20 protein-coding genes are annotated in these 24,585 nt (G+C 53.3%); 12 read left to right on the top strand and 8 right to left on the bottom strand.

Annotated features, from left to right (window positions below):
* Window positions 1-43 precede the first annotated feature (43 nt).
* Window positions 44-2,251, bottom strand: coding sequence for a TonB-dependent receptor (locus tag CJA_RS11170; protein ID WP_012487910.1), 2,208 nt, complete (start codon window positions 2,249-2,251; stop codon window positions 44-46).
* A 221-nt stretch (window positions 2,252-2,472) separates the two neighbouring features.
* Between CJA_RS11170 and CJA_RS11165 the strand changes: the two genes are divergently transcribed.
* Genes CJA_RS11165 through CJA_RS11155 form a run of 3 tightly spaced genes read left to right on the top strand, consistent with a single transcriptional unit; the run spans window position 2,473 to window position 4,805 of the window.
* Window positions 2,473-2,790 (top strand): hypothetical protein, encoded by a 318-nt coding sequence (locus CJA_RS11165; protein WP_049765449.1) that lies wholly within the window; start codon window positions 2,473-2,475, stop codon window positions 2,788-2,790.
* Window positions 2,791-2,800: 10 nt separating this feature from the next.
* On the top strand, window positions 2,801-4,492 hold the full coding sequence (locus CJA_RS11160; RefSeq protein WP_012487908.1) for a PepSY-associated TM helix domain-containing protein: 1,692 nt from the start codon (window positions 2,801-2,803) through the stop codon (window positions 4,490-4,492).
* Complete coding sequence (locus CJA_RS11155; protein ID WP_012487907.1) at window positions 4,485-4,805, top strand: DUF3325 domain-containing protein; 321 nt, start codon at window positions 4,485-4,487, stop codon at window positions 4,803-4,805. Before CJA_RS11160 ends, CJA_RS11155 begins: the two co-directional genes overlap by 8 nt.
* Window positions 4,806-4,915: 110 nt before the next feature.
* Here the strand turns inward: CJA_RS11155 and CJA_RS11150 are convergent, their stop codons facing one another.
* The 5 genes from CJA_RS11150 to CJA_RS11135 form a co-directional block, all read right to left on the bottom strand.
* On the bottom strand, window positions 4,916-5,461 hold the full coding sequence (locus tag CJA_RS11150; protein ID WP_202944212.1) for a sulfite exporter TauE/SafE family protein: 546 nt from the start codon (window positions 5,459-5,461) through the stop codon (window positions 4,916-4,918).
* A gap of 6 nt (window positions 5,462-5,467) precedes the next feature.
* Window positions 5,468-5,662, bottom strand: coding sequence for a hypothetical protein (locus CJA_RS19670; RefSeq protein ID WP_202944157.1), 195 nt, complete (start codon window positions 5,660-5,662; stop codon window positions 5,468-5,470).
* Between the two features lie 148 nt (window positions 5,663-5,810).
* Complete coding sequence (locus CJA_RS11145; protein WP_012487905.1) at window positions 5,811-6,581, bottom strand: alpha/beta hydrolase; 771 nt, start codon at window positions 6,579-6,581, stop codon at window positions 5,811-5,813.
* A gap of 17 nt (window positions 6,582-6,598) precedes the next feature.
* Window positions 6,599-7,210, bottom strand: coding sequence for an NADPH-dependent F420 reductase (locus CJA_RS11140; protein WP_012487904.1), 612 nt, complete (start codon window positions 7,208-7,210; stop codon window positions 6,599-6,601).
* Between the two features lie 70 nt (window positions 7,211-7,280).
* Window positions 7,281-8,045 (bottom strand): 3-oxoacyl-ACP reductase family protein, encoded by a 765-nt coding sequence (locus tag CJA_RS11135; RefSeq protein WP_012487903.1) that lies wholly within the window; start codon window positions 8,043-8,045, stop codon window positions 7,281-7,283.
* 118 nt (window positions 8,046-8,163) lie between these two features.
* On the opposite strand from CJA_RS11135, the gene CJA_RS11130 reads away from it, so the two are divergent.
* Together CJA_RS11130 and CJA_RS11125 are read left to right on the top strand one after the other, a co-directional pair.
* On the top strand, window positions 8,164-9,093 hold the full coding sequence (locus CJA_RS11130) for a LysR family transcriptional regulator (RefSeq protein ID WP_012487902.1): 930 nt from the start codon (window positions 8,164-8,166) through the stop codon (window positions 9,091-9,093).
* A gap of 297 nt (window positions 9,094-9,390) precedes the next feature.
* The gene (locus CJA_RS11125; protein ID WP_049765448.1) at window positions 9,391-11,604 is read left to right on the top strand and encodes a TonB-dependent siderophore receptor; all 2,214 of its coding nucleotides are present in this window, start codon (window positions 9,391-9,393) and stop codon (window positions 11,602-11,604) included.
* A gap of 169 nt (window positions 11,605-11,773) precedes the next feature.
* On the opposite strand, the gene fumC is transcribed toward CJA_RS11125, so the two are convergent.
* Both fumC and CJA_RS11115 read right to left on the bottom strand, forming a co-directional pair.
* Complete coding sequence (fumC, locus tag CJA_RS11120) at window positions 11,774-13,159, bottom strand: class II fumarate hydratase (protein WP_041551462.1); 1,386 nt, start codon at window positions 13,157-13,159, stop codon at window positions 11,774-11,776.
* 78 nt (window positions 13,160-13,237) lie between these two features.
* Window positions 13,238-13,606 carry a hypothetical protein gene (locus CJA_RS11115; RefSeq protein ID WP_012487899.1) on the bottom strand — a complete coding sequence of 123 codons (369 nt, stop codon included), beginning with the start codon at window positions 13,604-13,606 and terminating at the stop codon, window positions 13,238-13,240.
* A gap of 241 nt (window positions 13,607-13,847) precedes the next feature.
* Between CJA_RS11115 and CJA_RS11110 the strand changes: the two genes are divergently transcribed.
* The 7 genes from CJA_RS11110 (at window position 13,848) to CJA_RS11080 (ending at window position 24,501) form a co-directional block, all read left to right on the top strand.
* A complete protein-coding gene (locus CJA_RS11110; RefSeq protein ID WP_012487898.1) occupies window positions 13,848-16,106 on the top strand; it encodes a TonB-dependent siderophore receptor in 2,259 nt (752 codons plus the stop codon).
* A gap of 196 nt (window positions 16,107-16,302) precedes the next feature.
* On the top strand, window positions 16,303-16,815 hold the full coding sequence (locus tag CJA_RS11105) for a sigma-70 family RNA polymerase sigma factor (RefSeq protein WP_012487897.1): 513 nt from the start codon (window positions 16,303-16,305) through the stop codon (window positions 16,813-16,815).
* A gap of 1 nt (window position 16,816) precedes the next feature.
* Window positions 16,817-17,791, top strand: a complete 975-nt coding sequence (locus tag CJA_RS11100; protein WP_041551461.1) for a FecR domain-containing protein — start codon at window positions 16,817-16,819, stop codon at window positions 17,789-17,791.
* A 107-nt stretch (window positions 17,792-17,898) separates the two neighbouring features.
* Window positions 17,899-20,334, top strand: a complete 2,436-nt coding sequence (locus CJA_RS11095) for a TonB-dependent siderophore receptor (protein WP_012487895.1) — start codon at window positions 17,899-17,901, stop codon at window positions 20,332-20,334.
* Window positions 20,335-20,461: 127 nt separating this feature from the next.
* Complete coding sequence (locus CJA_RS11090) at window positions 20,462-20,971, top strand: sigma-70 family RNA polymerase sigma factor (protein ID WP_041551460.1); 510 nt, start codon at window positions 20,462-20,464, stop codon at window positions 20,969-20,971.
* Window positions 20,972-20,977: 6 nt separating this feature from the next.
* On the top strand, window positions 20,978-21,976 hold the full coding sequence (locus CJA_RS11085; RefSeq protein ID WP_012487893.1) for a FecR domain-containing protein: 999 nt from the start codon (window positions 20,978-20,980) through the stop codon (window positions 21,974-21,976).
* Window positions 21,977-22,062: 86 nt separating this feature from the next.
* On the top strand, window positions 22,063-24,501 hold the full coding sequence (locus CJA_RS11080; RefSeq protein ID WP_049765445.1) for a TonB-dependent siderophore receptor: 2,439 nt from the start codon (window positions 22,063-22,065) through the stop codon (window positions 24,499-24,501).
* Window positions 24,502-24,585: the final 84 nt, after the last annotated feature.

The raw sequence follows: 24,585 nt of genomic DNA, 5'->3' as shown, positions 1-24,585 counted from the left end.
GGGAAGGGGCAACTCCTTTTGCCAATAATCTCTGTATTGCGGGTTAGAACTGATAATTGGCGCGCAGCAGCAGGCTGCGGGGTGAGCCGGGCATGGAGGATGAGCGCCAGTATTCCTCGTCGGTCAGGTTGGAAAGCGCCAGCGTAATGTTGATGTTGTTCAGGCTGTAGCCCAGGGCTGCATCGATGCGCTGGTAGCCATCCAGCTTGCTGGTGTTGGCAATGTTCGTCCACTGGTCGCCAGCGTGGGTTACGCCCACCTCGCCGTACCAGCGGTCGCTGGGCACATAGCGAATAAACAGGTTGCCGCTTTCCTTGCTGGTATTGGCCAAATAATTACCCACCAACAGCGGTGATACCACGTCTTCCTCTACTGTCGCGTCCAGCCAGCCAAAGCCACCGCGTACATAAACGGTATCAATAACCCGGCCAATAAAACTGAACTCGGCACCGCGTGAACGCTGTTCGCCCTGGACTGCCCAGGTGAAGGGATCGTTATCCGGGTCGGGGCGATAGCGGATATTGTTTTTCTCGATGGAAAACAAGGCGAATTGGGTATTCAGGCGTCCGTCCAGCCAGTCACTTTTAATGCCCAGTTCGTATTGGTTTTGGAATTGCGGTTCATCGTCGTATACCGCGGTACTGCTGGGCGACACGCTCAACATGCCGCGACCACCGTAGGGTGCGAAACTTTCGTTGTAGGAAACGTAAAGGCTGTGTGCCGGTACAGGTTGCCAGGTTAACCCCACACTGGGGCTGACATTGCCATCGCTGTAGCCGCGCTGGCGGTTGGCAGCTCCCGGTGCGAGCAAACGGTTGGTGGATTCAAATTCATACCAGTCATAACGCGCGCCCACAATGAGTTTTACATCGGGAACCGGGGTAATTACATCCTGGATAAACGCGGCATGGGCTTCGGCTTGGTGGAAGTTGTGTTGCGATGCAGCAGGATGCCCCTTGGTTGCCAGTTCGTTATAGCGATCCTCATTGTTAAACGGATTGATGTAGCCATAGATGCTATTGGAGCCACTGTTGCTAAACAACTCGGGTTCACGCACTTCCCAGGCGGAATCTATGCCAACCAATAGGCGGTGTTCCAGGCTGCCGGTATTGAATTGGCCGCTGAGCTCGATAATGTGGGAGTTGGTTTTGTTGATGGTTTCCTGCCAGGCGTAGTTTTGGCGTACATAACCATTCCAGGTACAGTTTGCCCCTGCCAGGGTTTTGCCCAGGTCGTTACACCAGGTACCGGCAAAAAAGTGATCAAAGTTTTGTTCAGCTTCGCGGTGGGCAATAACCCAATGCAGGTTCCAGTTATCGGTTAACTGATAGCGGACATCGGAGCGCACGGAATTCAGGATATCTTCCACATAATCACCCTCCTGCGCAAAGCCGGTACGAATGGAGGTGCCGGAGGGCAGGCTGTCATAGGCGGGGCCGCGGTCGGGAACCCGGGTTAACTTGTCGTAGGTGTACTGTACCGTCCACTCCAGGCCGGCGCGATTGTTGTAGGTAAAGCTGGGGGAAACCATGTTGATTTCATTGCTAATGCCATCGCGGAAGCTTTCGCTGTCACCGGCTTCGGCAGTCACTCGCACCGCCAGGTTTTCGCTGTTGACCTGATTGATATCCAGGGTGAAACCGCGATTGCCCCAACTGCCCAGGTAAAGGCCAGCGTTGCTGAAGGATTCAAAGTTGGCGTACTTGCTCACCATGTTAACCACGCCGCCGCCGGCACTGCGGCCGTAGAGCAGGGAAGCTGGGCCTTTCAGGATTTCGATGCGCTCGACATTGGATGTACTGCGTCGTACCTGGCCGCTCTCGCGAATACCATCGCGGTAAATATCGCTGCTATCGGCACTGAAGCCGCGGATCATAATGCCATCGCCGCGCATATCGTATTGGGTGTTGACGCCGGGGGTGCCGGTGAGCATCACGCTCAGGTCATTCACTCCGTAGAGTTTGTATTTCTGTACATCAATAGTATCGATAGTTTGCGGTGTGTCTTTTACATCCAGTCCGTTGCGGGTCACGCTGGCTTGTTTGTAGTTGATGTAGCTCTTGCTTGGGTCTTGTTCGCTCATGGCCTCAACAACGACGGTAGGCATCACAGCCTTGTTGCCGGTTCCATCGTCGGCGCTTTGTGCAGCCTGGGCCCATGGGCTGATGATCAATCCTTGTGTGGCGATGGTCAGGATAGCCAGGGCCAGCGGTTTAATTCGAGTGGTACATACTGGAGTGGAGGTAGTCATAGGTTCCCCAAGGATCGCTTTCAGTAAAAAGGGCTGTTGTTATAAAAACGGAGGCACTATAGCTAGCGTAATTTGGCATGTAAATAATAATAATTTCTATTTGGTATTTTGTGTCATTTAAAGGGGCGTAAGTAGCTGGAAAAAGAATTTAGGCGTTATTCATACGAATAGTTATCATTTATGTAATAATTCCTGTTTTTAGCCGAGCCTTGTTATTGCTTATGTCCGCACGATCCTCTTCCGTTTCATCGGCCACTCCTTCGGGACGTCACATCCTTATCCGGATTACTGCTGCCATTCTGGGCGGCTACGTATTTATCTGGGGTTTTATAGGTTTGGCGCTGGCCGGGCTCTATGCCTTGGGAATGCCTTTCCATGATGCTGAGCACCTGTCCAGCATGCTGGGCTTTTTGTTGTACCTGACGGTGTTCTTGTGGGCCTTTGCCGTGCGCTCGCTTAGCCGCGCCTGGCTGGTATTGGTTGGTGGCGGTGTACTCATGACTATTCTGGCATCGTTAATCCAGCATTGGTTGGTGTGAGGAGATACCCATGTTCCAGAATTTGCGTTTATCCATGGCTTGGTTACACACCTGGTTTGGCTTGGTGTTGGGTTTTGTGTTGATGGCGGTGTTTTTCTTCGGCGCCTTGTCGGTGTTTGATCGGGAGATAGATCGCTGGGCCATTCCCGAATCCCGCTATGAGCCGCAGCCCATGCCGTCCTTTGATAAGTTATTGCGTCCGATTTTTGAAGATATGCAGCCGAGCAAGGAAAGTATTGAGTTCATGCGCAGCCGGGTAGATGGCCCTATGCCCGAGTATTACGACACGGTTCGTACCTGGGGCGCCTATACCACCCATCGCGACCCGGTACTTAACCTGTTTGCCGGCTATATAGTGCCCAATGCCAAAGATCCGGAAGAGAGCGTGTGGGGATCGCGCACCATAGATCCGCGCACAGGCACTGCCTTCCCCGACGACCAATTGAAGATCGGCAGCCAGTTTTTTTATCCGCTGCATTACAGCCTGAATTTTCACTGGATGAGCCTGGGTTACTGGATCGTGGGGTTTGCCTCGCTGGTGATGTTAGCGGCACTGGTTAGCGGGGTGATCATGCACCGCAAGCTATTCCGCGAGCTGTTTACCTTCCGCCCCAAAAAAACCACCCAGCGCAGCACCCTGGATTTACATAACCTCACCGGTGTTGTCGCCTTGCCGTTCCACTTCTTCTTTGCCTTTACCGGCCTGGTGATTTTTGCCGGCATTTATTTCCCGGTCTCCCACACCCAGCTGGAGCCGCTGCATGAACAGCACGAGGTGTTGGACGCGGAAGAAACCGGCCTGCCCCACGACCGCGCAGGTACTGCGGCGCCCATTGCCTCGGTAGATGCCATGGTGGCTGAGGCCCAGCGACGCTGGGCCGAGCGGGGAATGGCGGGCGAGGTTGGCTTTCTCGCCCTGCGCCATGTGGGCGATGCCAACGGCTATGTGAGTATTTATCGCGCGGGCACGGATCGTATTGCGCTGACTGGTGAGGGTATCCATTTCAAAGCCAGTACCGGTGAGGTACTGCGTGAAGATCCTCCCCCCAGTTTGGTTGACGATATCAACGAGTTCTTGACCGGATTACACCTGCAGCATTTCCGCCATTGGCTGCTGCGCTGGCTCTATGTCTTTGGCGGCTTGGCCGGCTGTGTGTGTATTGCTACCGGCTTTATCTTTTTTGTGGAAAAGCGCAAACGCCAGCATGCCAAACAGGGCAGCCAGGGCGCGCGCGTGGTAGATGCCCTGGCGGTCACTACAGTGACAGGTATGCTGCTTGCAACCCTGGGTATCCTGATTGCCAATCGCCTGCTGCCCGAAACCTTACCGGACACCTGGCCGGGGCGTGGCAGCCTGGAGCAATATTGCTTCTGGGGCACCTGGGTGCTGGCGATGGCCCATGCCTTCTGGCGCAGTGCACCTGTGGCCCAGGGACGACTTAACCCGGCCTGGCGCGAGCAGTGTTTGGCATTGGTTGTGCTGGCACCATTGGCGGTGCTGTTTAATTGGGTGACGACAGGTGATCACCTGGGTAAAACCCTGGGTGAGGGTTATTGGCCGGTAGCCGGCCTGGATTTGGTACTGCTGGTTGCTGCCGGCCTGGCGCTGGTTGCAGCGCGGCATTTGGGGCGCAAGGCGCAGGCGGCAATTCCTGCACCAGTGACCAATTCCGCCAATGGGACGGAGGTGCAACATGGCTAATCTGCTGTTACTGGCGGCGGTCATCCTGGGTATCTGTGGTATGGGCTGGTTGGCATTGGCGATGGATAGTCACTGGAAGCAAGTCCGGAGCGGCTTGCCGTCGCCTGCGACTGTGCGCTTGTTGCGTTATTTGGGGGGAACCTCGCTGTTTATCTCCCTGGTGTTTTGCCTGGCAGTGGATCACGCCACCATGGCGTCCCTGGTGTGGGTCATGCTGCTGGCAGTAGCGGCACTTACCATTGCCCTTGTACTGGCCTGGCAACCCAGGCTGCTTGCACCCCTGGTGCTGTGGCTGCCTAAAACCGAGCGCTGAGCATCCTGCAGTACCCCGCTTGATACTCAGTCACAAGTAATGGTTGAATTCTGCTGTTGTGGTTGGGGCCGACATGGCATGTGTATTTCTTCAGCTACTTATGTGAAGTGTTATGTCAGTATTAATTTGATACCTGATGCCAGCAGAATAATTGATAGCAGGTAACGTAACAGGTGCTCCGGTAGGTAGCGGCTCCCGATGAACGCACCTATTGCGCCCCCTATAGCGACGGCAACAAGCCAGAGTGGTAAGGCTTGTGGAATTGCATCAATAACAGCATAAGAACCGACTAATGCTGCCGCTGAATTCAAGAGATTATAGGCCGCTGTTACGGCGGCTGTTTTGCGCATGCTGACCCAATTCATGGTAAGGATGATGGGGGCGAGAAAAATACCCCCGCCTGTTCCGGTCATACCGGATATTAACCCAATCAGGGCCCCCGTTAATAACGCGGGAGCGAAAGGCGGGTGAGTGGGAATTGTGGGTGGGTTGACGTTTTTTTTGCGCGATGAGCGAAACATCTGCAATGCAGACACCAGCAATATTGCACCAACAGCAGGGTAATAAAAATGGGGCGGTAGTTGAATCAAACCTCCGAGAAAGGAAAATGGAATCCCTAAAATGCCGAAGGGATAAAATGTCCTCCAGGATAACAGCCCACCTCACCAAAACAGCAAAGTTCCTATCCCGGCGACTAACAGATTAAGTGAAAGTGCAGTGGTTTTCATGGCGTCGGGTGAAAACTCAAACAAACCCATGGCTGCCAGGTAACCTGAAGCACCCGCTTGACCAACAGCGGCATACAACAGGGCAACGATGAAGAAAATAAGGCATAGCCAGCTAGATTCATCGTTCACAATCGGTTTCTCTGAAGTTAAATGCCGGGTTGGTTTGCGGAGCGTTTTTCAGTGCAGGTTCAACCATATCGACAATATCATTTTTCAGCAAAGTTGAACGGTTCAGATTGAAAGCCGATCCCTGGCTTGATGGTTATTCATCAATACACTATTGCAACTTTGCCCAGGCCAATACCGCATCGGCGACTTCCTCCCAACGTTGGTCGGCTATTAACCAATGCCCCCGCTCCGGAAATGAATGCAGCTCTGTATGTGCAGAGGCAGCACGGTAGCGCTCAAACTGCTGCTTCACCATCCCCGGTTCGACAATCCGGTCATTTTGTGCAGCAATCAATAACAGTGGCGCCCTGTCGGATTTACGCCAATTAATGGATGAATTAATGCCCAGTACCGATTGGTAGTAGATGCGTCCTGGTGTCGGCACCAGATGCTCCTCATAAACCTTACGTTGTGCGTACTCATCCAGGCCATTAGCAAAATGCCTTGCAAAGGATTCCTGGCTCATGGTCAGGGCGCGGCTCCAACCGCGCCAGGCGAGGAACACCGGTAAAGCTGAGCGAAACGCTTTAAGGCCAGGCCAAATACCGGCAGCGGGTGCTGGTGCGATGGAAACAGCGGCTTTGCCAAGCCCCCGATCCAACAGCATCTGCGCGATCAATCCGCCGTAGGAATGCCCGATAAGGATGGGCGGCTCAGGCAAGGTAGCGATGATGGTGGCATAGTGGTCAAGGATTCGACCGAGGGTGAGCTGGCCCAGCTCGGAATCAGGCGCATCACGCAACTGGGCTATGGGGCGATCCAACAAGGGCCAAGCGGGTGCCAAGGTGGTGTATCCGAGTGCTTCATAGCGGCGTTGCCAGGGCTGCCATATGGCCGGGGTCAGCCAGGCACCGTGAATAAATAACAGGGTTGCAGACATGATGAAGTTCTCCAGCGTTAGCCAAACCGCACAAGGTCAAGGGCAGGCAAGGGGCCGCCGGGGAACTGTGTCAGCTTTCCACCGGGGATCAACTCACCCAAATCAATATCGGCAAAACCCAATTGCCGGATCAGGGAACCGACCTCAGCCTTAGCCTGGGGATCATCTCCCACATAGAAAAGAACCCGTTGCCCGCCCTGGACGCCGGGGTCGGCGGCCAGCAATTCAGGGCGCAGGTGATTGAAAGCTTTGACCACCCGCGCGCCGGGTACCAGGCGTGCAAAGACTTCGCTCGATGTCTGGCCGTTCAACTCCGCCGGTTTGAACAGCGGTGCCTCTATGGGATTGTTCGCGTCTATTACAATGCGCCCGCCAAAGTCTGGCAATCCAGCCAGGGCTACCGGTAATTTCGACCAGCTCACCGCAACCAGCACCAGCGCTTGCGCGGCGGCTTCTTCGCGAGTGCCAGCGCGGATGCCGGGGCCAAGCGATTCTGTCAAGGCGCGCAGGCTGTCTGGCCCACGGCTGTTGGCAATGATCGCCGGTATATGGCGGCGTGCCAGGGCGCGTGCAAAAGCGGTGCCGATCTTGCCGGCACCAATGATGCCGATGGGGGAAGTTGTACTCATGATGGGACTCCTCAAAAAAGTAAAAAGGTTGCAACAGGGAGAGAACCGGCTTGGTTCTCTTTACAATGATTTATGCGGTAAAACCGCCATCGACGACTATGTCGGCACCGGTCACAAAGGCCGCGCCGGGGCTGGCCAGGTAAGCCACCACATCGGCGATTTCACTGGCTTGTCCATAGCGCCCAACGGCCATATTGGGGATCAATAATTTGGCGAGATCGCCCTCGGCAGGATTCATATCGGTATCCGTTGGGCCTGGGTGTACCGTATTGACAGTGATACCCCGTGGCCCCAGGTCGCGTACCAGGCTGCGGTTGAAGCCGGTCACAGCGCCCTTGGTGAGCGTATAGAGCGACGCGCCGGGGAATGAGGCGTAACGTGTCATCGAGCTGCCGATATGAATGACGCGGCCTCCCGCAGGCATATGGCGCACAGCCTCCTGGGTTGCCACGAAGACCCCGGTCACGTTGACGGCGATCATGCGCTGATAGTCTTCAAAGGTGATCTGGTCAATCGGGCCACCCAGGGCAATACCCGCGTTATTGACCAGGATGTCCAATCCGCCAAAGGCTTCAACCGTCCTGGCAATGGCGGCGCGGACAGCATCGGGGTCGCCTGCGTCGGCCTGGATGGCCAGCGCACGGCCTCCGGCAGCTTCAATCGCTCGCGCTGTTTCTTCGGCTTGCGCCCTTGAACCGGCGTAGGTAAAGGCGACGCTTGCTCCCTCTGCCGCCAGGCGCTTGGCGATAGCCGCACCCATTGAGCGGGAACCCCCGGTGACGAGAGCGGTTTTGCCAGTCAGGGGAAGGTGTTGGTTAGTTGCGATACTGTTCATGATTGACTCCATTGTGTTACAGGGTTTTGTTGGGTGGAGCCACTATCGCGCTTTTATTTCCATATGATTAGATGGTAATTATTTGAATTATTTTCAAGCATTAATTTAATATGAGCGAATGGAAACCCTCGCCAACCTTGAATCCTTTGTGCGCAGTGCCGAAAGCGGTAGCTTCTCGGCGGCGGCGCGACGCCTGGCGTTGACCCCGGCCGCCGTCAGCCGCAATGTGGCCATGCTGGAACGCAATCTGGGGGTACGGCTGTTCCATCGCTCCACCCGCAAGCTGGCCTTGACCGAGGCGGGGGAGCATTTTCTGGCATCTGTCAGCGGCAATCTGGCTGCCTTGCAGGAGGCCATTGCAGCGGTATCGGTGGAAGAAGGTGAACCAACGGGGGTTCTCAAGGTGAGTCTGGCGCCCAGTTTTGGTGTGAGCCACTTATTGCCCTTATTACCGACGTTTTTGGCGCGTTATCCGCGTATTCGCCCCGAATGGCATTTTGAGAACCGGGCGGTAGATGTGGTTGCCGAGGGATATGATGCCGCCATCGGCGGGGGCTTCGATTTGATGCCGGGCCTGGTGGCGCGCACCCTGGCTCCGGCGCACATTATTGCCGTGGCGTCACCCGCCTATCTCGCTGGCCTCACACCACCGGTTGAGCCTTCGGGGTTGGTAGCGCTGGATGGCATAGTGATGCGCTCGCTTTCAACCGGACGAATCCGAACCTGGGTAATGCGCAATGCCCGGGGCGACGAGGTGACTGCCGCCTTGCGTGAGACGATCGTCGTCAACGATCCTGCCGCATTGCGCGAAGCGGCCCGCTTGGGCTTGGGGGTGGCGCTGTTGGCGGTTCCCGATGTTCTGCCGTGCCTGGAATCGGGGGAGTTGATTCGAGTATTGCCACAATGGTGGGCCGATGCAGGCGCCATTTCACTGTATTACGCCAGCAGAAACCTGCTGCCAAGAAAAACGCGCGTTTTTATCGATTATGTTGTTGAAGCCTTTATCCGCGAGGATTATGCGCGGCGTTTTGCGGGCAGCTTGGGGTAAGTGTGTTTGTCTATTTGTTGGGATTGAAATCCTTTGGCATACATTCTTGTACAGAAAAGAATCCATTTTTCTACAGCAGGCTCCGACAGGGGGCATCTATCCCAACGGGACTCAGGCTGCTGACAGGGCGCAGCTCAATTTGTGAAAACTTCCATCTTTTTTGCGCAATTGATACGCATGTTCAACTGATAATTATTGTTAATAAATGTAAAAATAGGCGCCGAACGACACGGGGTGTAGTGGTGAGTGCCCGCGTGTTTCCTTTCTAGTCTCCTCGCGTTCGAGCGCTTTTTCATTATGTACCAGCAAAAATTACCCCTGGCGATTGCCAGTATTCTCTGTGGTTTGGGCTTTTCTGGCAGTGGCCTGGCCGCCGATAGTGTGCCGCCTGCTGTGGTCAAAGCCGCCCAGCCAAAAGCGGCGGTGGCAAAAACATCGCAACAGACAGAGGAGGTTTTGGTAACGGGCAGCTATACCACCCGCTCCATGAATGGCGCTACCGGCCTGGATATGACCCTGCGTGAAACCCCGCAAACTGTCACCATCATGACCAGCCAAATGATTGAAGACAAAGGGCTGGTGGATATGGAGCAGGTACTTGACCATGTTCCCGGCATCAGCAAGGTGGGTGATGCCTCTGAGTACAGTTTGATGTATGTGCGCGGTTTCCAATTGGATACCGGTGTCCAGGTGGATGGGTTAATTACGACACCGGCCAACGCTACCTATTCCGGTGATGTGAGCCAAAGTATCGACCCCATGCTGGCCGAGCGTATCGAAGTGTTAAAAGGCGCGGCAGGTATCCTGGGCGGGCAGGGTGAGCCTTCGGCAACGGTGAATATGATTCGCAAACGCCCCACACGCGATTTCCAGGCATCGCTTCAGGCGGCTGCCGGCTCCTGGAATAACTGGCGCATGGAAGGCGATGTGTCTGGTGCATTGAATGACAGCGGCAGTGTCCGCGGCCGTTTTTTAGGTGCCTATTCCGATGGCGACTCCTACATTGATCGCTACTCCCGTGAAAAAAAGGTGCTCTACGGTATCCTCGAAGCCGATGTCAGTGAACAAACCCTGTTATCGCTGGTGATTGATAACACCGAAGTGAATGCCAGCGGTGTATACAACTGGAGTTCCAACCCGGCGTTTTATACCGATGGTTCATTGATTGATCACGATGTCTCTTTTTCTACCGGGCAAAAATGGGCTTATCGCAACATTAAACAGTGGAGTATTGCTCCCGAGGTCAAACACGATTTCGGCAATGGCTGGATAGTGCGTAGCGCCTACCGCTATTCAAACGCGACACAGGATGTGAGTAATGCCAGCTTTGGCAATTATATTGATAAGGAAACCGGTAGCTATGTGGGTGGTTGGAACACGCCCAATTCGCTGTACTCCGATCGTGAATCGGATACCGATAGTGTTAACCTGATGGTGAATGGCGATTTCTCGTTCCTGGAGCGCAACCACGACCTGGTTTTTGGTTACAGTTATAGCCGTAACGAATTTGATTTAGGATTCGATTACGCCGCTGTTGACCCATTAAATTTTTACACGAATACCACACCCGCAGCGCCGGATTACAGTAATGCTTTCAACAGCTCCTTCACCCGGGAAACCGGTACCCAGTCCGGTGTATTTGGTACAGTGCGCTTTAGTATTGCCGATCCACTGAAACTCATGTTGGGCGGTCGTGTCAGCGATTGGAGTTACAAAAGTGTTGATCTGCTCAATGGCGGTGATGCGGTCTATGTATCCAAAGACAATGTGGTGACGCCTTATGCCGGCATTGTGTACGACGTTAATGAATTCCTCTCGCTCTACACCAGTTACACCGGTATTTTCAAACCGGTAAGCCAATACGGTGCCGATGGCAATATTTTGGAACCCACAGAAGGTACCAATACGGAAGCCGGTATCAAGATGGCGTTTTTCGATAACGACCTGAATATTTCCGCCGCTGTTTATCGCGCAAATAAGGACAATGTCGCGCAGTGGGCTGATTTGGGCCAACTACCGAATGGCAACTGGATTTACGAGAGTATTGATGGCATTAAAACCGATGGCTATGAAATTGAAATCGCCGGTTCATTGAGTGAGCAGTGGAATATCAGTGGTGGTTTTACCTACAACAAAGCTGAAGATAAAGACGGCAATGTGCGCGATACCTATATTCCGGGCAAAATGTTTAAAATCACCAACACCTACCGCTTTGTTGGTGCCTGGGAGGGATTGACATTAGGTGGCAGCGCCCGCTGGCAAAGTGATTCCTACTACGAATCTTCTATTGCTGCCGACGTCAGCGCAACAGGCGAACGAATCAATGTGCGCCAGGATCAACCGGCTTATTGGTTGGTGGATGTTATGGCCCGTTATAACCTGAATGAAGCCTTTTCTGTTTCACTCAATATCGACAATCTGTTCGACGAATTCTACAACCGCTCCATGTGGGGTTACGCCGACTTTGGTGAACCGCGCAGTGTGACGGTGAGTGGGAAGTACAGGTTCTAGTATTATTTTTATTAAATGGTTTCTTGCCAAAAAATCCCTTTGGTGTATGCCTTAGGGATTTTTTATAGGAGTTTTTTCACATTTTCCTTTGTTCAGCACAGTTAATTCAGGCGCCTTTCGCTAGAAAGACACCTGATACCACTCTAGCACTGTACAGTGCGTACCTTGATCAACGCCCCACCATTTTTGATGGTACTACCCACTCATCAAATTGCGCGGCGGTGACGTAGCCCAGTGACAGGGCAGATTCACGCAGGCTGGTGCCTTCTTTGTGTGCCTTTTTGGCAATCTGTGCGGCCTTGTCGTAACCGATATGGGTGTTCAACGCTGTCACTAACATCAGCGATCGCTCCACCAGCTCGTTAATACGGGTGCGGTTCGGTTCTATGCCTACCGCACAATGATTGTTGAAACTCGCCATGCCATCGGCCAACAGGCGCACGCTTTGTAAAAAGTTATGTGCGACCATCGGGCGGAATACGTTGAGTTCAAAATTGCCCGAGGCACCACCAATGTTGATGGCGACATCGTTGCCCATTACCTGTGCGGCTAACATGGTCAATGCTTCGCTTTGGGTGGGATTTACTTTGCCGGGCATGATCGATGAACCCGGCTCATTTTCCGGAATACTGATTTCGCCGATGCCGCTGCGGGGGCCACTGGCCAGCCAGCGCACATCGTTGGCAATTTTCATCAGGCTGGCCGCGAGAGTTTTCAGGGCGCCATGGGCATGTACTAACGCATCGCACGAGGCGAGCGCCTCAAATTTACTGGGGGCTGTGATGAACGGCAATTGGGTGAGCTGCGCCAGTTCGGCGGCCACTTGTTCCGCATAGCCTTTGGGCGCGTTCAAACCGGTTCCCACGGCAGTGCCGCCCAATGCCAGTTCACACAGGTGTGGCAGGGCATCGCGCACATGTTTTTCGCCGTGATGCAGCTGTGCGACCCAACCGGAAATTTCCTGGCCCAAGGTGAGCGGTGTGGCATCTTGCAAATGGGTACGGCCAATCTTGACGATGTCATCAAACTCGCGCGCTTTGCTTTCCAGTGTTGTTCGCAATGTTGCAATGGCGGGCAATAGGTGATTGGTAAGTGCCTCAACGGCGGCGACATGCATTGCCGTGGGGAACACATCGTTGCTGGATTGGCTGCGATTCACATCATCATTCGGATGCACCAGGCGTTCATCGCCGCGCGGGCCGCCCAAAAGTTCGCTCGCGCGATTGGCAATCACTTCATTTAAATTCATATTGGTTTGGGTGCCTGAACCGGTTTGCCACACCACCAGGGGAAATTCATCGGGATGTTTGCCGGCAATAACTTCATCGGCAGCAGCGATGATCGCGTCCGTTTTCTTACTGTCCTGTAAACCCAGTGCGCAATTCACCTTGGCTGAGGCGCGTTTTACTTGCGCCAGGGCGCGGATAATTTCCAGTGGCTGACGCTCGCCGGAAATATCAAAGTTTTGCAGCGAGCGCTGTGTTTGCGCTCCCCACAAGCGTTCGGCGGGAACATCAATAGGACCAAATGTATCGCGCTCACTTCGTGTTTTCATAATGCTGACCTTAATGACCGTCAAACCGGCCTCAGATTGGTGTGTGTATAGGATAGGTGGATAGATCGCTAAATGGGATTAAAAGCGCAAACTGTGGCGCACGTAATAGCTCTGTATAGCCAGTTCGCGCGTCAGTTGCCGAATCTGGCCTTCACTTTGTGAACTATCCGAAATTTGCTTGAGGGACTGCAATGGCCTGTGGATATTGTCGAGACACAGGCAGCGCCAGTGGGCGGGAACCAGTTCATCAACGATGGTTTCCATCAACAGCGTAAATTGGGTTTTGTAGCGCTGGCGCAGTTCCTCGCGTGTGGATTCCAGATCCTGATTTTCCTGTGCCAGCCAACGGGAGATCAACAAGGAGTTATCCGGTTCCTCGCCCCAGCGGATTTTGCGGCGGATATGTACAAGTTCTGCATGGGACACAGGGTTTGTCTGGGGTTGCATGGAATAACGGCTCCAGGATCTGGTTAGGGCATTGAAGCTATGACTATAAAGATAAATGAAATATTTACCAAGTGTTAATGAAAATTATTATCATTAGTTGTAGGATAATGCGCCTTTTAGCCCTGTTCGCGGCTAGCCTCTCCTGTATTTCCTGATCCAAACCTATAGTTGGAAACACCATCGCAGGAGTGGATGTAGGTCGAGCTTCTATCTATTACATCACTCACTTGGGGAAATCTTCATGCGACAACAATCTCACGGTAGATTGCAACAATTCCATCTACCCATGCGCGTACTACGCAACACCAGCTTCAGCCTGCTGCTGGCCGGTGTATCAGCCAGTCCGTTGAGTCTGGCTGATACTGTGACGGAAGATTCACAAGCCGCCGGGAAAAAGCCGGAAGCGGCAGCGCGCTTGAAAACAGTAAAGGTAAACGCGACGGCGACGGACGGTGGGGTAGACAATGGCTATCGTACCGAAACGGTTTCCGGCGTGGGTGCCTGGCAGGGGCGTAGCCTGCAAGACACACCTTACTCGCTCAATGTCTATTCAGAAGAGCTGATTGAGAACCTGCAAGCTACTACGCCAGACCAGGTTTACCGCGTCAATCCGACGACACAGCTGGTGCGGGCACAACATGAGAACAACCAGCCGCGCATCATGATGCGCGGCTTTTCGGTACAACGCTCGTATCGCGATGGTGTGCCGGATGATCAATACAACCACAGTGCAACCATGGAAGACACTGCCCGTATTGAAGTCCTGAACGGGCTATCAGGCTTTTTGTACGGTGCAAACAATGTTGGAGGTGTTACCAACTACGTGACCAAGCGTTCGACTGATGAGCGGGTAAATCAGCTCACACTGAGCAGCTTGGGTGGGGATAGTTGGTACACCCACGGCGATTTTGGCGGCAAGTTCGATAGCGAAGGTAAGTATGGCTATAGGGTCAATCTGGTAGAGCAGGGCGGCGATGGCGCCATCAAGAACCAGGAAATTGAGAAAACCTTCTACAGCCTGGCGTTCGACGGTTATTTGTTTGACGACTTCTGGGTGCAAATCCATGGTATGGATTACACCTACGATGTGAACGGCTCGCAAACCTACTGGTATTTTGCCAGCGGTGTTAAAAGACCTTCAGCTGATAGCATCGATAATGACATCTCCTGGGGACAACCCTGGACCAACCGCTGGTACGACTACAATCGCTATGGTTCCAATGTGAAATGGCAAATCAGTGAGCGTGTGGCATTGCGTGCAGCCTACATCGATAACCGGGGCACGCGCGGGTCGGAAAGTACAAGCAACACCATCACCTCCGCCGGCACTTATAACCAGCAGATTTCCGGGGTCTATGCACCGGGCTTGGACACGCTGCTCAGTGAGCAGAAGGATTCAGGCGCGGCGGCCTATCTCGACGTGTTGTTTGAAACCGGTGCGGTAGAACACAAACTCACGGCGGGATACCAGTACAACGACAGCTTTCAGTATCGGTATCAGAATCAGAATGGCGTTGCTACCAATGCTGCCCCTATCAACCTTTCTGGGTTGTCTATGTCATCACCGACTTACATCCCCCACCCGACTAATGTGGCGCCGGTCAACCGCGGTGTACTTATCCTGAGCAGCAATACTGAATATCGCAACTTGGTGATTGGCGATGACATCACTTTTAACGAGCAATGGTCGGCGCTGTTGGGGGCTGCCTATACCAGCATCACCCAAAAAACCGGGACGGGATATGATGAGTCTGCACTCACGCCTTCGGTGTCAATTCTGTTCAAGCCGGTGGAAACACTCACAACTTATATAAGTTACATCGAAGCATTGGAGGCCGGCGTAGTGGTTCCACAGTATTACAACAATAACCAGAGTGTCACTGTGGTGAATTATCCCGGTGTTTTTGATCCATTGACCAGCAAACAAGTTGAGGTAGGTGTAAAAGCCAAAGTGAGCCAATTGGCGCTGGATGCTGCGGTGTTTCGTATCGAAAAGGGGTTGCAGTATTACGTGATGATTGATCCAGCCAACGTCAGGTTTGTACAGGACGGGCAACAAGTGCATCAAGGTATTGAACTCACAGCTATTGGAAACCTGACTGATAACCTCAACATTATTGGTGGCTTTACCTGGCTTGATGCACAAGTGGAGGAGCAAAATGAGAACCCGGCGTTGGAAGGCAAAACACCAGTCGATGTTGCCGAGCGGATTATGAAAGTGAGGTTTGAATATGCTGCTCCTTTTGTGCCTAACCTCAACCTGTCGGCTTCGGCGAGCTACAACGGTTCCAGCTACGGCAATACCATGAATACCGACAAGGTTCCCGGTTATACCTTGTTCGATATCGGCGCCCGTTACCAAATGGATGTGGCGAAAAAGCTGGTAACCTTCCGCGCTGATCTGCACAACCTGACCAATGAGCACTACTGGAATGGCTTCAACGGCACCCGCATAGGCGACCCTCGCACATTGATGGTCTCTGCAACTGTTGAGTTTTAGTGAATCACCTGGTGGAGCTTTACCTCTTGTCCCAGGGATGGGTGTGCGTGCTGGGTGTATAACCACCAGCGCAGTGATACAACTCTGGCACTTGGAATCACTTATAGGATATTAGACAGTCATCGTGCCATTCATTATTGATAATGAGTCTTATTTGTAAGAAAATGTCGCGCAAATTTCCCCCAGCGACGACCCTATGCCTACGCATCCCGACACCGGTCTTACCCGACTTTACAGCGACCACCACGGCTGGCTATATGCTTGGTTGCGAAGGCGTATGGGCTGTTCACACAATGCCGCTGACTTGGCGCAGGATACCTACGTCCGGCTGCTCAATTCCGGCCGCTTTCCCAGCCAGGATCAGGCGCGTCCGTACCTGCTGCAAATTGCCAAGGGGTTGGTGATTGATCGTCATCGTCGGCGCTTAATCGAACAGGCTTATCTGGATGCGTTGGCGAGCCAACCGGAAACCCTGGCACCTTCACCGGAGGAAACGGCTTTGGTTGTTGAGGTACTGGTGCGTATTGATAGCGCACTTGCCAGGCTTAAGCCGGTGGTACGGGAGACCTTCCTGCTTTCGCGCTTCGAGGGGCTGACTTACCGTGAAATTGCCCTGCGTTTGGATATTGCGGTGGCGACGGTGCGTAAATACATGCTGATGGCGATCCAGTCTTGCATGTCTGCCGTGACCGATAGTGAGTGCGCCTGACATGATCGAGTCGGCTAACACCGCGGACCTGTCACAGGACATTCTTCACAGGGCGATGGAATGGCAGGTGACACTCTGGTCGGGTGAGGTCAGTCCGCAGGACATGCGCGCCTTTGAGTGCTGGTTGCAGGTTAGCCAGCAGCACCAGTTGGCCTGGCACAAGGTGCAACAGGTTAACCAACAACTGGGGCAGGTTCCCGACCAGCTGGCCAGTCGTGTGTTGCGTCAAACCGCTGTTGTCGATCACCGCCGTCGTCAGTTGCTTGTAGGCTTGGGAATCATAGGCAGCCTTGGCGCTTTAGGATTTGGCGTCAGCCAATCCCCTCAATGGCAAATGGCGAGTGCGGATTATCGCACCGGGCGTGGGCAGCGCCGCGAGCTGATACTGCCCGATGGCACCCAGCTCATGCTCAATACCGCCAGTGCGATGGATGTTGTGTTTAGTGCGGACAGCCGGCGTTTGATTTTGTATCGCGGTGAAGTCCAGATAGTGACAGGTGCTGATACAGGTGCAGGCATCGCCAGACCCTTATGGGTAGAAACCGCTGCGGGTGTCGTGCGCCCGATAGGTACGCAATTCACCTTGCGCCAGTGTGGTAAAGACGTGAAGGTGGATGTGGCTGAGGGGGCAGTGGAGCTGCTGCCCAAACAAGGGCAGGGGATACGTTTGGAGGCGGGCCAGGCTGCACAATTCAGCCGACAGCAGGTAAGCAGCATCCAAACGGCGGTAGCCACGGATAGCGCCTGGACGCGCGGCTTGTTGATTGCTGAGCAGCAAAGGTTGGGCGACTTTATTGCCAACCTCAGTCGCTACCATACCGGGATTTTGCGTTGTGATCCGGCGGCAGCCGATTTAATCGTTTCCGGTGTTTACTTGTTAAAAGATACCCATAGCATTTTGCGTACCCTGGAACAGGTATTGCCGGTCAGGGTTGATACGCGGCTGGGCTATTGGACCACACTTAGCCTGCGTTGAAGGCCACACTGCATTTTTTACGTCATCCGTAGCACTTTTTCTTTCTCGTTCGGGATATGCGTTAACGCCCTATGGCGGAATCCAAATGCCATTTTCGAGGAAGCACCATGCCAGACCAACGCCCCCGTTATTTTAACCACTTATTGTGTCGCGCCCTGTTGCCACAAGCTGTTTTCCTGGCTTGTCTAGGGGGTGCCGTTTCAGCTCCGGCATTCGCACAAACACCCGCTGCGGCGCAGGTGGAAACCCTAATTACCTTTAATATTCCCGCTGGCACTCTGGATCAGGTACTTAACGGCTTTGCGGCATCTGCCGGGGTTATGTTAGCGATTGATGGAACACTCTCTGCGGGAAAAACGAGTCAGGGATTAAGTGGAACTTACACACGAAAAGCAGCCTTGGAAAAAATTCTTGCAGGCACTGAACTGGATTATCACCTGAGTGAGGATCAGGTTATTACGTTAGTAAAGCGAAAATCCGTAGGGCAACTAAAGACTGTTAAAGTCAGCGCCGGTGCCATCCATACCGGCACCAGTGCTGAAGGCTATAGAGCAACCAATACCCAGGGGATAGGCCCTTTGGCAGCACGTAGCCTGCAGGACACCCCCTTTTCCATCAGTGTGGTATCCGAAGAACTCATTGAAAATACGGCATCAGGCAGCTTTGACCAGCTATTTAAAATGACACCTGTTGTGCAGAACAATGCCCCTTTCACTGTATTTGGTTACCCAACACTGGCTGTACGCGGCTTTGCGCAAAGTACCGGTGTTGTTGATGGTGTCAAATTGTCCAGCTACACCTACGGCTTGAGCACCGAGGAATTGGAAAGGGTTGAAGTGATCAATGGCCTAACCGGCTTTATGTATGGTGCAGGCAATGTGGGCGGCACAGTCAATTATGTGTTGAAACGACCAACCTATGATCGCCTCACCAACTTGACCATTGGCAGTTACGGCAATCAGCAAGGTTATGTCCACGCCGATCTGTCCGACAGGATGAATGAAGACGGAACCTTTGCTTATCGCGTTAACGCTTTATATAGCGATGGAGATACGGCTAAAGAGGGACAAAGCATTGAGCGAAAATTACTGAGCGGTGCACTGGATTGGAATCTTACCAAAGATTTTTTACTGCAATTTGAAGCGGCGCACACCACCTTGCATGTTGATAAACCGGATACACGCTTTTATTCAGCCGGTATCAGTTATTGGCCAGATGCGTTTGATGTCAGCGAAACCTACACACCCGATTGGAACTACAACGATACCAGGACAGATCGCGCGAGTATCAAGGCAAGTTTTGCTATTAATGACAGCCTCAGCTTCCGCTCAGCCTATTTGTACAAGGAAGATGAGCGGCACCATATCATCATTTACCCTATTTATAGTGAGACCGGCTGGACCCTCTATAACCCCGGTAAAGCAGCACCTTATACTGTGGTATCCGAAGGTGCCTATGCCTACATGGACAGCCTGTTTAACACAGGACCGGTACAACATAACCTCACATTCGGCATATCGGGTGATACATCAACACAAAATACCCATGTCACCAGTTATGTTTACGACAGTAGCTTTGTTGTACCCACCAACCTGACCCTTGAGCAATTTATGGATTTGGAAATGCCTGCCGGTTTGCGCTCAACCGATTACGGTCCACGCTATAAATCCAACGACACGCAAAATACCAATATCATGCTTGGTGATAGCATTACCTTTAATGAACAGTGGAGTTCTATTGTCGGGCTTAATTATACAACCATCAAAACCAAAAATTTCAGCGCCGCTGGATTAACCACTTCTGCCTATGATAATTCCGCATTAACGCCGACAGCATCTGTGATTTATAAACCGATTCAAAATTTGTCATTGTATGTAAGTGCAATCGAAGGCCTGGAGCCTGGCAGTGTAGTACCTGATGACCCGGCGATCTACAACAACCCGGGTGAAATCCTCGATCCATTCATCAGTACCCAATATGAGCTGGGTGCAAAATATTCGATTAACGAACATATCCTACTGAGTTCAGCAGTGTTCAATATTGCCAAAGCCAATTCATTCGATGAGCGCACAGCCGATGGGAAAATTACGCGCAACCAGGATGGCGAACAAGTACACCGGGGAATTGAATTAACCCTCACGGGCAAAGTAACGGATAACCTCACCATTATTGCGGGTGGGACGCTGATGGACCTTAGTGTGGAAAAATCCACCAATGCCAATCTGGAAGGGAAGAAACCTATTGGCGCCGCATCGACAATGGCGAAACTCTACAGCGAATATTCGGTTGCACAAATACCCGGCCTAACACTTACCGGCGGTATGTATTACACCGGTAAGAAATACAAGGACAGCATGAACACGCAAGAGATTGATGCCTACACCCTGTTTGATGTCGGAGCCAGATACCAAACTCAACTATCCCGCTTTCCGACCTCATTTACCCTGAATATCACTAACCTGACCAATGAAGATTACTGGTCCTCTTACTGGCAACTCGGTATACCGCGCAATATTGCGTTCTCTATGAGGACAGAGTTCTAAGGTACATAGTGTCCCAGGGAGGGGGCGACGGGATTGGCACTGGCGCTTTGCGAAATGGATATTATTGCGAACAAGTCTCATTTGTGACAGCATGGCGCATCGTTAAACAGATCACCCTGTGTCCGCCATGCCCAGCCAATCTTCCCATTCCTTCACCGAGTCGCTGTATAGCGATCACCATCACTGGCTCAAGCGCTGGTTGCGGCGGCGTTTGGATTGTCCTGTGCAGGTGGAGGACCTGGCCCATGACACCTTTGTCCGTATCCTCAAATCCCATCAGCTGGCGGCGGCTCCTATCCGTGAACCCAGATCCTATCTCTCGACTATCGCCGGTGCGTTATTAATCGATTTTTTCCGGCGCCGGACGGTGGAGCGGGCCTATCTGGAGGCGCTGGCGGGGCTTGCGCAAGACGAATGGCCTTCACCGGAAGAGCAGGCGGAGATCCTGGACGTATTGATCCGGATCGACGCCTTGCTGGATGGACTCAAGCCACGGGTGCGCAAGGTGTTTTTAATGTCCCAGTTGGATGGCATGACCTATGCCGATATCGCCGCCCGGTTGGATGTGAGCTTGCGCACCGTTAAAAGCGACATGGCGACTGCGTTTGGGCATTGTTTTGATATGGTTGCGGGGTAGGGGGCGATGGAGAACCCTATCGCGTCTGCAAAAGTGATTGATCCCGATATTCGCCGCCAGGCGATTGCGTGGTATGTGCTGATGAATTCCGGTGAGGCGACAGCTGCCGAGCGTTCGGCATGTGAACACTGGTTGGCGTTGCATCCGCAACACGCCGACGCCTGGAGCCGGTTGGATTCAGTACGCAACGCCCTTGCAGGCGTTCCGGGCAATATTGCTATTCCAACGCTGACCGGTGGCAACACCAACCGCCGCGGTTTGCTGAAAGGGGGGGCCTGGTTAGCATTGGGGTTAGGCAGTGGAGCGCTTATGTGGCGCGAGCAGCCTTGGCGGACGTACATGGCGGATTTTAAAACCCGCACCGGTGAGCAGCGCCAATTTACCCTGGACGATGGCAGCCAATTGCTGCTCAATACCGATACGCAAATCGATTTACGTTTTAGCAATCACACGCGCCTGCTGCACTTGTTGCACGGTGAGGTGCTTATCCAGACCGCTGCGGACCAATCCGGCTCGTTTGACGAGTCCCGCTCGCGTAAAGCGTCCCGTCCGTTTGAAATCCAGACGGCACAGGGGCGTATCCGCGCCTTAGGGACACGTTTTGTGGTGCGTGATCAGCAGGATTACACGCTGGTGACTGTGCTGGAACATGCGGTGGAAATCCGTCTGCAAAACCGATCGGCTCCCGTGCGTCTTGAGGCGGGCCAACAGGTTCGCTTCAGTCGTGAGCGCGTAGAGCAGCCGCAACCCGTTTCTGCCAATGCCGATGCCTGGGTTCATGGCCAGTTGGCGGTCAATGACCAACCGCTGGGTGAGGTGATTACCGAACTGGCGCGCTATCGCCCCGGGATTTTGCGTATATCGCCCGAGGCGTCGGCGATCCGGGTATCGGGCGTATTCCCTGTGAAGGATACTGACCGCACCCTGGCAGTTCTGGCCAGCCGCTTTCCCATCCGGATCAATGCCACCACTCCCTACTGGATCCGTATTGAGTTGGCACCATAAAAATTTTTAAAAAAATCTGCCCTTTTTTTTCGTTTGTCCGGCTTTGAGGATGCAAAAACACACACATCCCCAAAAACAGGACTCTCATGATTATGAAACAGCGCCTTTCCGCTTCACGCTATCCTGTGCCATCCATGCTTTTGGCCAGTCTGCTGTGCGCATCCAGCTTGCCGGTGCTGACAGCGGTTGCCCAGACGACTACCCAAGGACAGGCGGCGGGCGAAGCCCACCAGCAACGGGTTTACGATATTCCTGCCGGTTCTCTGGCTGATACCCTGAATCGTTTCGCGCTTGCGTCTGGCGTATCCTTCACCTTTGATCCACAGGAAATTGCCAATCAACAATCGGCTGGATTAAAAGGCAATTACAGCCTGGATGAAGGCTTTGGCATTTTATTGCGCGGCACAGGATTGGAAGCGCGCTATCACGCAGCAAGCGGCAGTTATCGCTTGGAAAAAGCAGCGCCCAAAGTGATATTGCCAACTGTGCGTGTAGAAAGTACCACCGAAGGCACTGGCTCCTACACCACCGGTTTGACCAACACGGCAACACGCCTGGATATGTCAATCCGCGAAACCCCGCAATCGGTCACGGTGATTACCCGCCAGCGGATTGAGGATCAGGGTATGGACGAAATATCCGAAGCCCTCGACCAGACCGTGGGCCTGGTACTCAGCAAGAGCGGGCCGACCGGATCGGATAACAATATTATCTATTCACGCGGTTTTCCTTTGGAAAACTATCAGGTGGATGGTGTTGCCCGCTCGACCCGTTTTGGTTTCCAGAATGATATTGCCGATATGGCGATTTTTGACCGGGTGGAAGTGGTGCGCGGCGCGAGTGGTTTGCTGAACGGTGTCGGCCAGCCATCCGGGGCGGTTAACCTGGTACGCAAATTACCAACCACCGAATTCCAGGCTTATGTGTCCGGCAAATACGGTTCATGGAATCACCAGCGCCTTGAAGGGGATGTGAGCGGCCCCTTAACCGAGAGCGGTAATCTGCGCGGTCGCTTGGTTGCTGTATGGCAAGACAATGAATTGGAAATGGATCGCCTGGCATTGCAGAAAGACATTCTCTACGGCGTGATTGAAACCAATATTGCAGAATCCACCTTGTTGTCCTTCGGTATTGAATACCAGCACCACGAATCCACCGGTGGCGACCGTTTCGGCGCGCCGATTTTTTACCCCGATGGCACTCGTACCCACTTTACCGCCAGTACCAACCTCACCCCGGACTGGGGTTATCACACCCGTGAAAACCTCTCGGTATTTTCAACCCTGGAACATTATTTTGATAACGGCTGGCGCGTGAAGCTCGACCTGGAAAAATCCAAACGCGAATACGACAGCGTCATGCCAACTACCGCGTTGGCGGATGGCGACTGGTTTTTAGAGGATGTGGTGGCGGCCAATCGCTGGGGAGGAAAACCCGAGCAGGACTCCGTCAATTTACATGCGGTGGGAACTTACCACTTATTCGGCCGCCAACATGACCTGGTGTTGGGGGGCAGCTATTTACGGCTCGAAGAGGATGGTTTGAACTACAACTACAGCGAGGAGCCGATTGATGACCTGGATGCGCTCATCAAAACGGGTAAATTTAAAAAGCTGGATGTCAGCCCCTCGGGAGGCGGCTGGGCGACCTATGAAGAGCAGAGCGGCGCCTATATGGCCACCCGTTTGAAACCGACGGATTCCGTCTCTGTGATTTTGGGCAGCCGCCTCAGCAACTGGGAAACGCGCTCGGATTCTACTAGCGCTGGTGGTGGTGTTACGCGCGGCACAACCAGCAGGGAATCTTCGGTGGTGACACCCTATGCCGGCATAGTGCTTGATTTCACCGACTACCTTTCGCTCTATGCCAGCTACACCGATATTTTTAATCCCGCCACTGTTTACGATGCCAATGGCGACCTGCTTGAACCTGCGGAAGGTTCAAACCTTGAGGGTGGTGCCAAACTGGCATTTTTTGATGACAAGCTCAATATCCTCGCGACTTACTACAAAACCCAACAGGACAATGTGCCCGAGTATGTGCCAGGCCCCGGTGGTTCGGTGAATTACGGGCCGACCGGCCGCTACGTGTATCAAGGTATCGATGGAACGGAAACCACCGGTTACGAACTGGAAATTTCAGGCCAGCTCTCCGGCAGTTGGCAAGTGGGTGGTGGGTACAGCGATAACGATCCGCGCGACGCCAAAGGAAAACCGCGCCTGACGCATGTTGCGCAAAAAACCTTCAAGTTTTTTACCCAGTATCGCGCGCATGAATGGCTGGATGGTTTGAGTATTGGCGGCAACCTGCGCTGGCTGGATGGGACCATCAGCGACTGGACGGGTTTTACCCAGGGCAGTGTGACGGTGGTGGATGTCATGGCACGCTATGAGTTCAATTCGCAGCTGAGCGCGACCCTCAATATCAATAACCTGTTTGATAAGACCTACTTCACCAGCATTCGCAACGAAGGCTGGTTTGGTGAGTCACGCAGTGTTTTCCTTAATCTGAAATACAGCTTCTGACGCTATTGCCAACCGATGATCCAGCGAGGCCTGCGGGCGTAGCTGGATCATGCCATAAAATCTATTGTTGGATATGGATATACA

The sequence above is a fragment of the Cellvibrio japonicus Ueda107 genome (assembly GCF_000019225.1).
Classification (GTDB): domain Bacteria; phylum Pseudomonadota; class Gammaproteobacteria; order Pseudomonadales; family Cellvibrionaceae; genus Cellvibrio; species Cellvibrio japonicus.
The sequence above is the reverse complement of the archived record's forward strand: the minus strand, read 5'-3'. Positions and strand labels throughout refer to the sequence as shown.

Coding starts and splice junctions, on each gene's coding strand:
- CJA_RS11110 (WP_012487898.1), top strand. CDS start 13,848: ATGCGACAACAATCTCACGGTAGATTGCAACAATTCCATCTACCCATG.
- CJA_RS11130 (WP_012487902.1), top strand. CDS start 8,164: ATGGAAACCCTCGCCAACCTTGAATCCTTTGTGCGCAGTGCCGAAAGC.
- CJA_RS11100 (WP_041551461.1), top strand. CDS start 16,817: ATGATCGAGTCGGCTAACACCGCGGACCTGTCACAGGACATTCTTCAC.
- CJA_RS11090 (WP_041551460.1), top strand. CDS start 20,462: ATGCCCAGCCAATCTTCCCATTCCTTCACCGAGTCGCTGTATAGCGAT.
- CJA_RS11085 (WP_012487893.1), top strand. CDS start 20,978: ATGGAGAACCCTATCGCGTCTGCAAAAGTGATTGATCCCGATATTCGC.
- CJA_RS11160 (WP_012487908.1), top strand. CDS start 2,801: ATGTTCCAGAATTTGCGTTTATCCATGGCTTGGTTACACACCTGGTTT.
- fumC (WP_041551462.1), bottom strand. CDS start 13,159: ATGAAAACACGAAGTGAGCGCGATACATTTGGTCCTATTGATGTTCCC.
- CJA_RS11115 (WP_012487899.1), bottom strand. CDS start 13,606: ATGCAACCCCAGACAAACCCTGTGTCCCATGCAGAACTTGTACATATC.
- CJA_RS11155 (WP_012487907.1), top strand. CDS start 4,485: ATGGCTAATCTGCTGTTACTGGCGGCGGTCATCCTGGGTATCTGTGGT.
- CJA_RS11165 (WP_049765449.1), top strand. CDS start 2,473: ATGTCCGCACGATCCTCTTCCGTTTCATCGGCCACTCCTTCGGGACGT.
- CJA_RS11125 (WP_049765448.1), top strand. CDS start 9,391: ATGTACCAGCAAAAATTACCCCTGGCGATTGCCAGTATTCTCTGTGGT.
- CJA_RS11105 (WP_012487897.1), top strand. CDS start 16,303: ATGCCTACGCATCCCGACACCGGTCTTACCCGACTTTACAGCGACCAC.
- CJA_RS11095 (WP_012487895.1), top strand. CDS start 17,899: ATGCCAGACCAACGCCCCCGTTATTTTAACCACTTATTGTGTCGCGCC.
- CJA_RS11170 (WP_012487910.1), bottom strand. CDS start 2,251: ATGACTACCTCCACTCCAGTATGTACCACTCGAATTAAACCGCTGGCC.
- CJA_RS11145 (WP_012487905.1), bottom strand. CDS start 6,581: ATGTCTGCAACCCTGTTATTTATTCACGGTGCCTGGCTGACCCCGGCC.
- CJA_RS11140 (WP_012487904.1), bottom strand. CDS start 7,210: ATGAGTACAACTTCCCCCATCGGCATCATTGGTGCCGGCAAGATCGGC.
- CJA_RS11135 (WP_012487903.1), bottom strand. CDS start 8,045: ATGAACAGTATCGCAACTAACCAACACCTTCCCCTGACTGGCAAAACC.
- CJA_RS11080 (WP_049765445.1), top strand. CDS start 22,063: ATGATTATGAAACAGCGCCTTTCCGCTTCACGCTATCCTGTGCCATCC.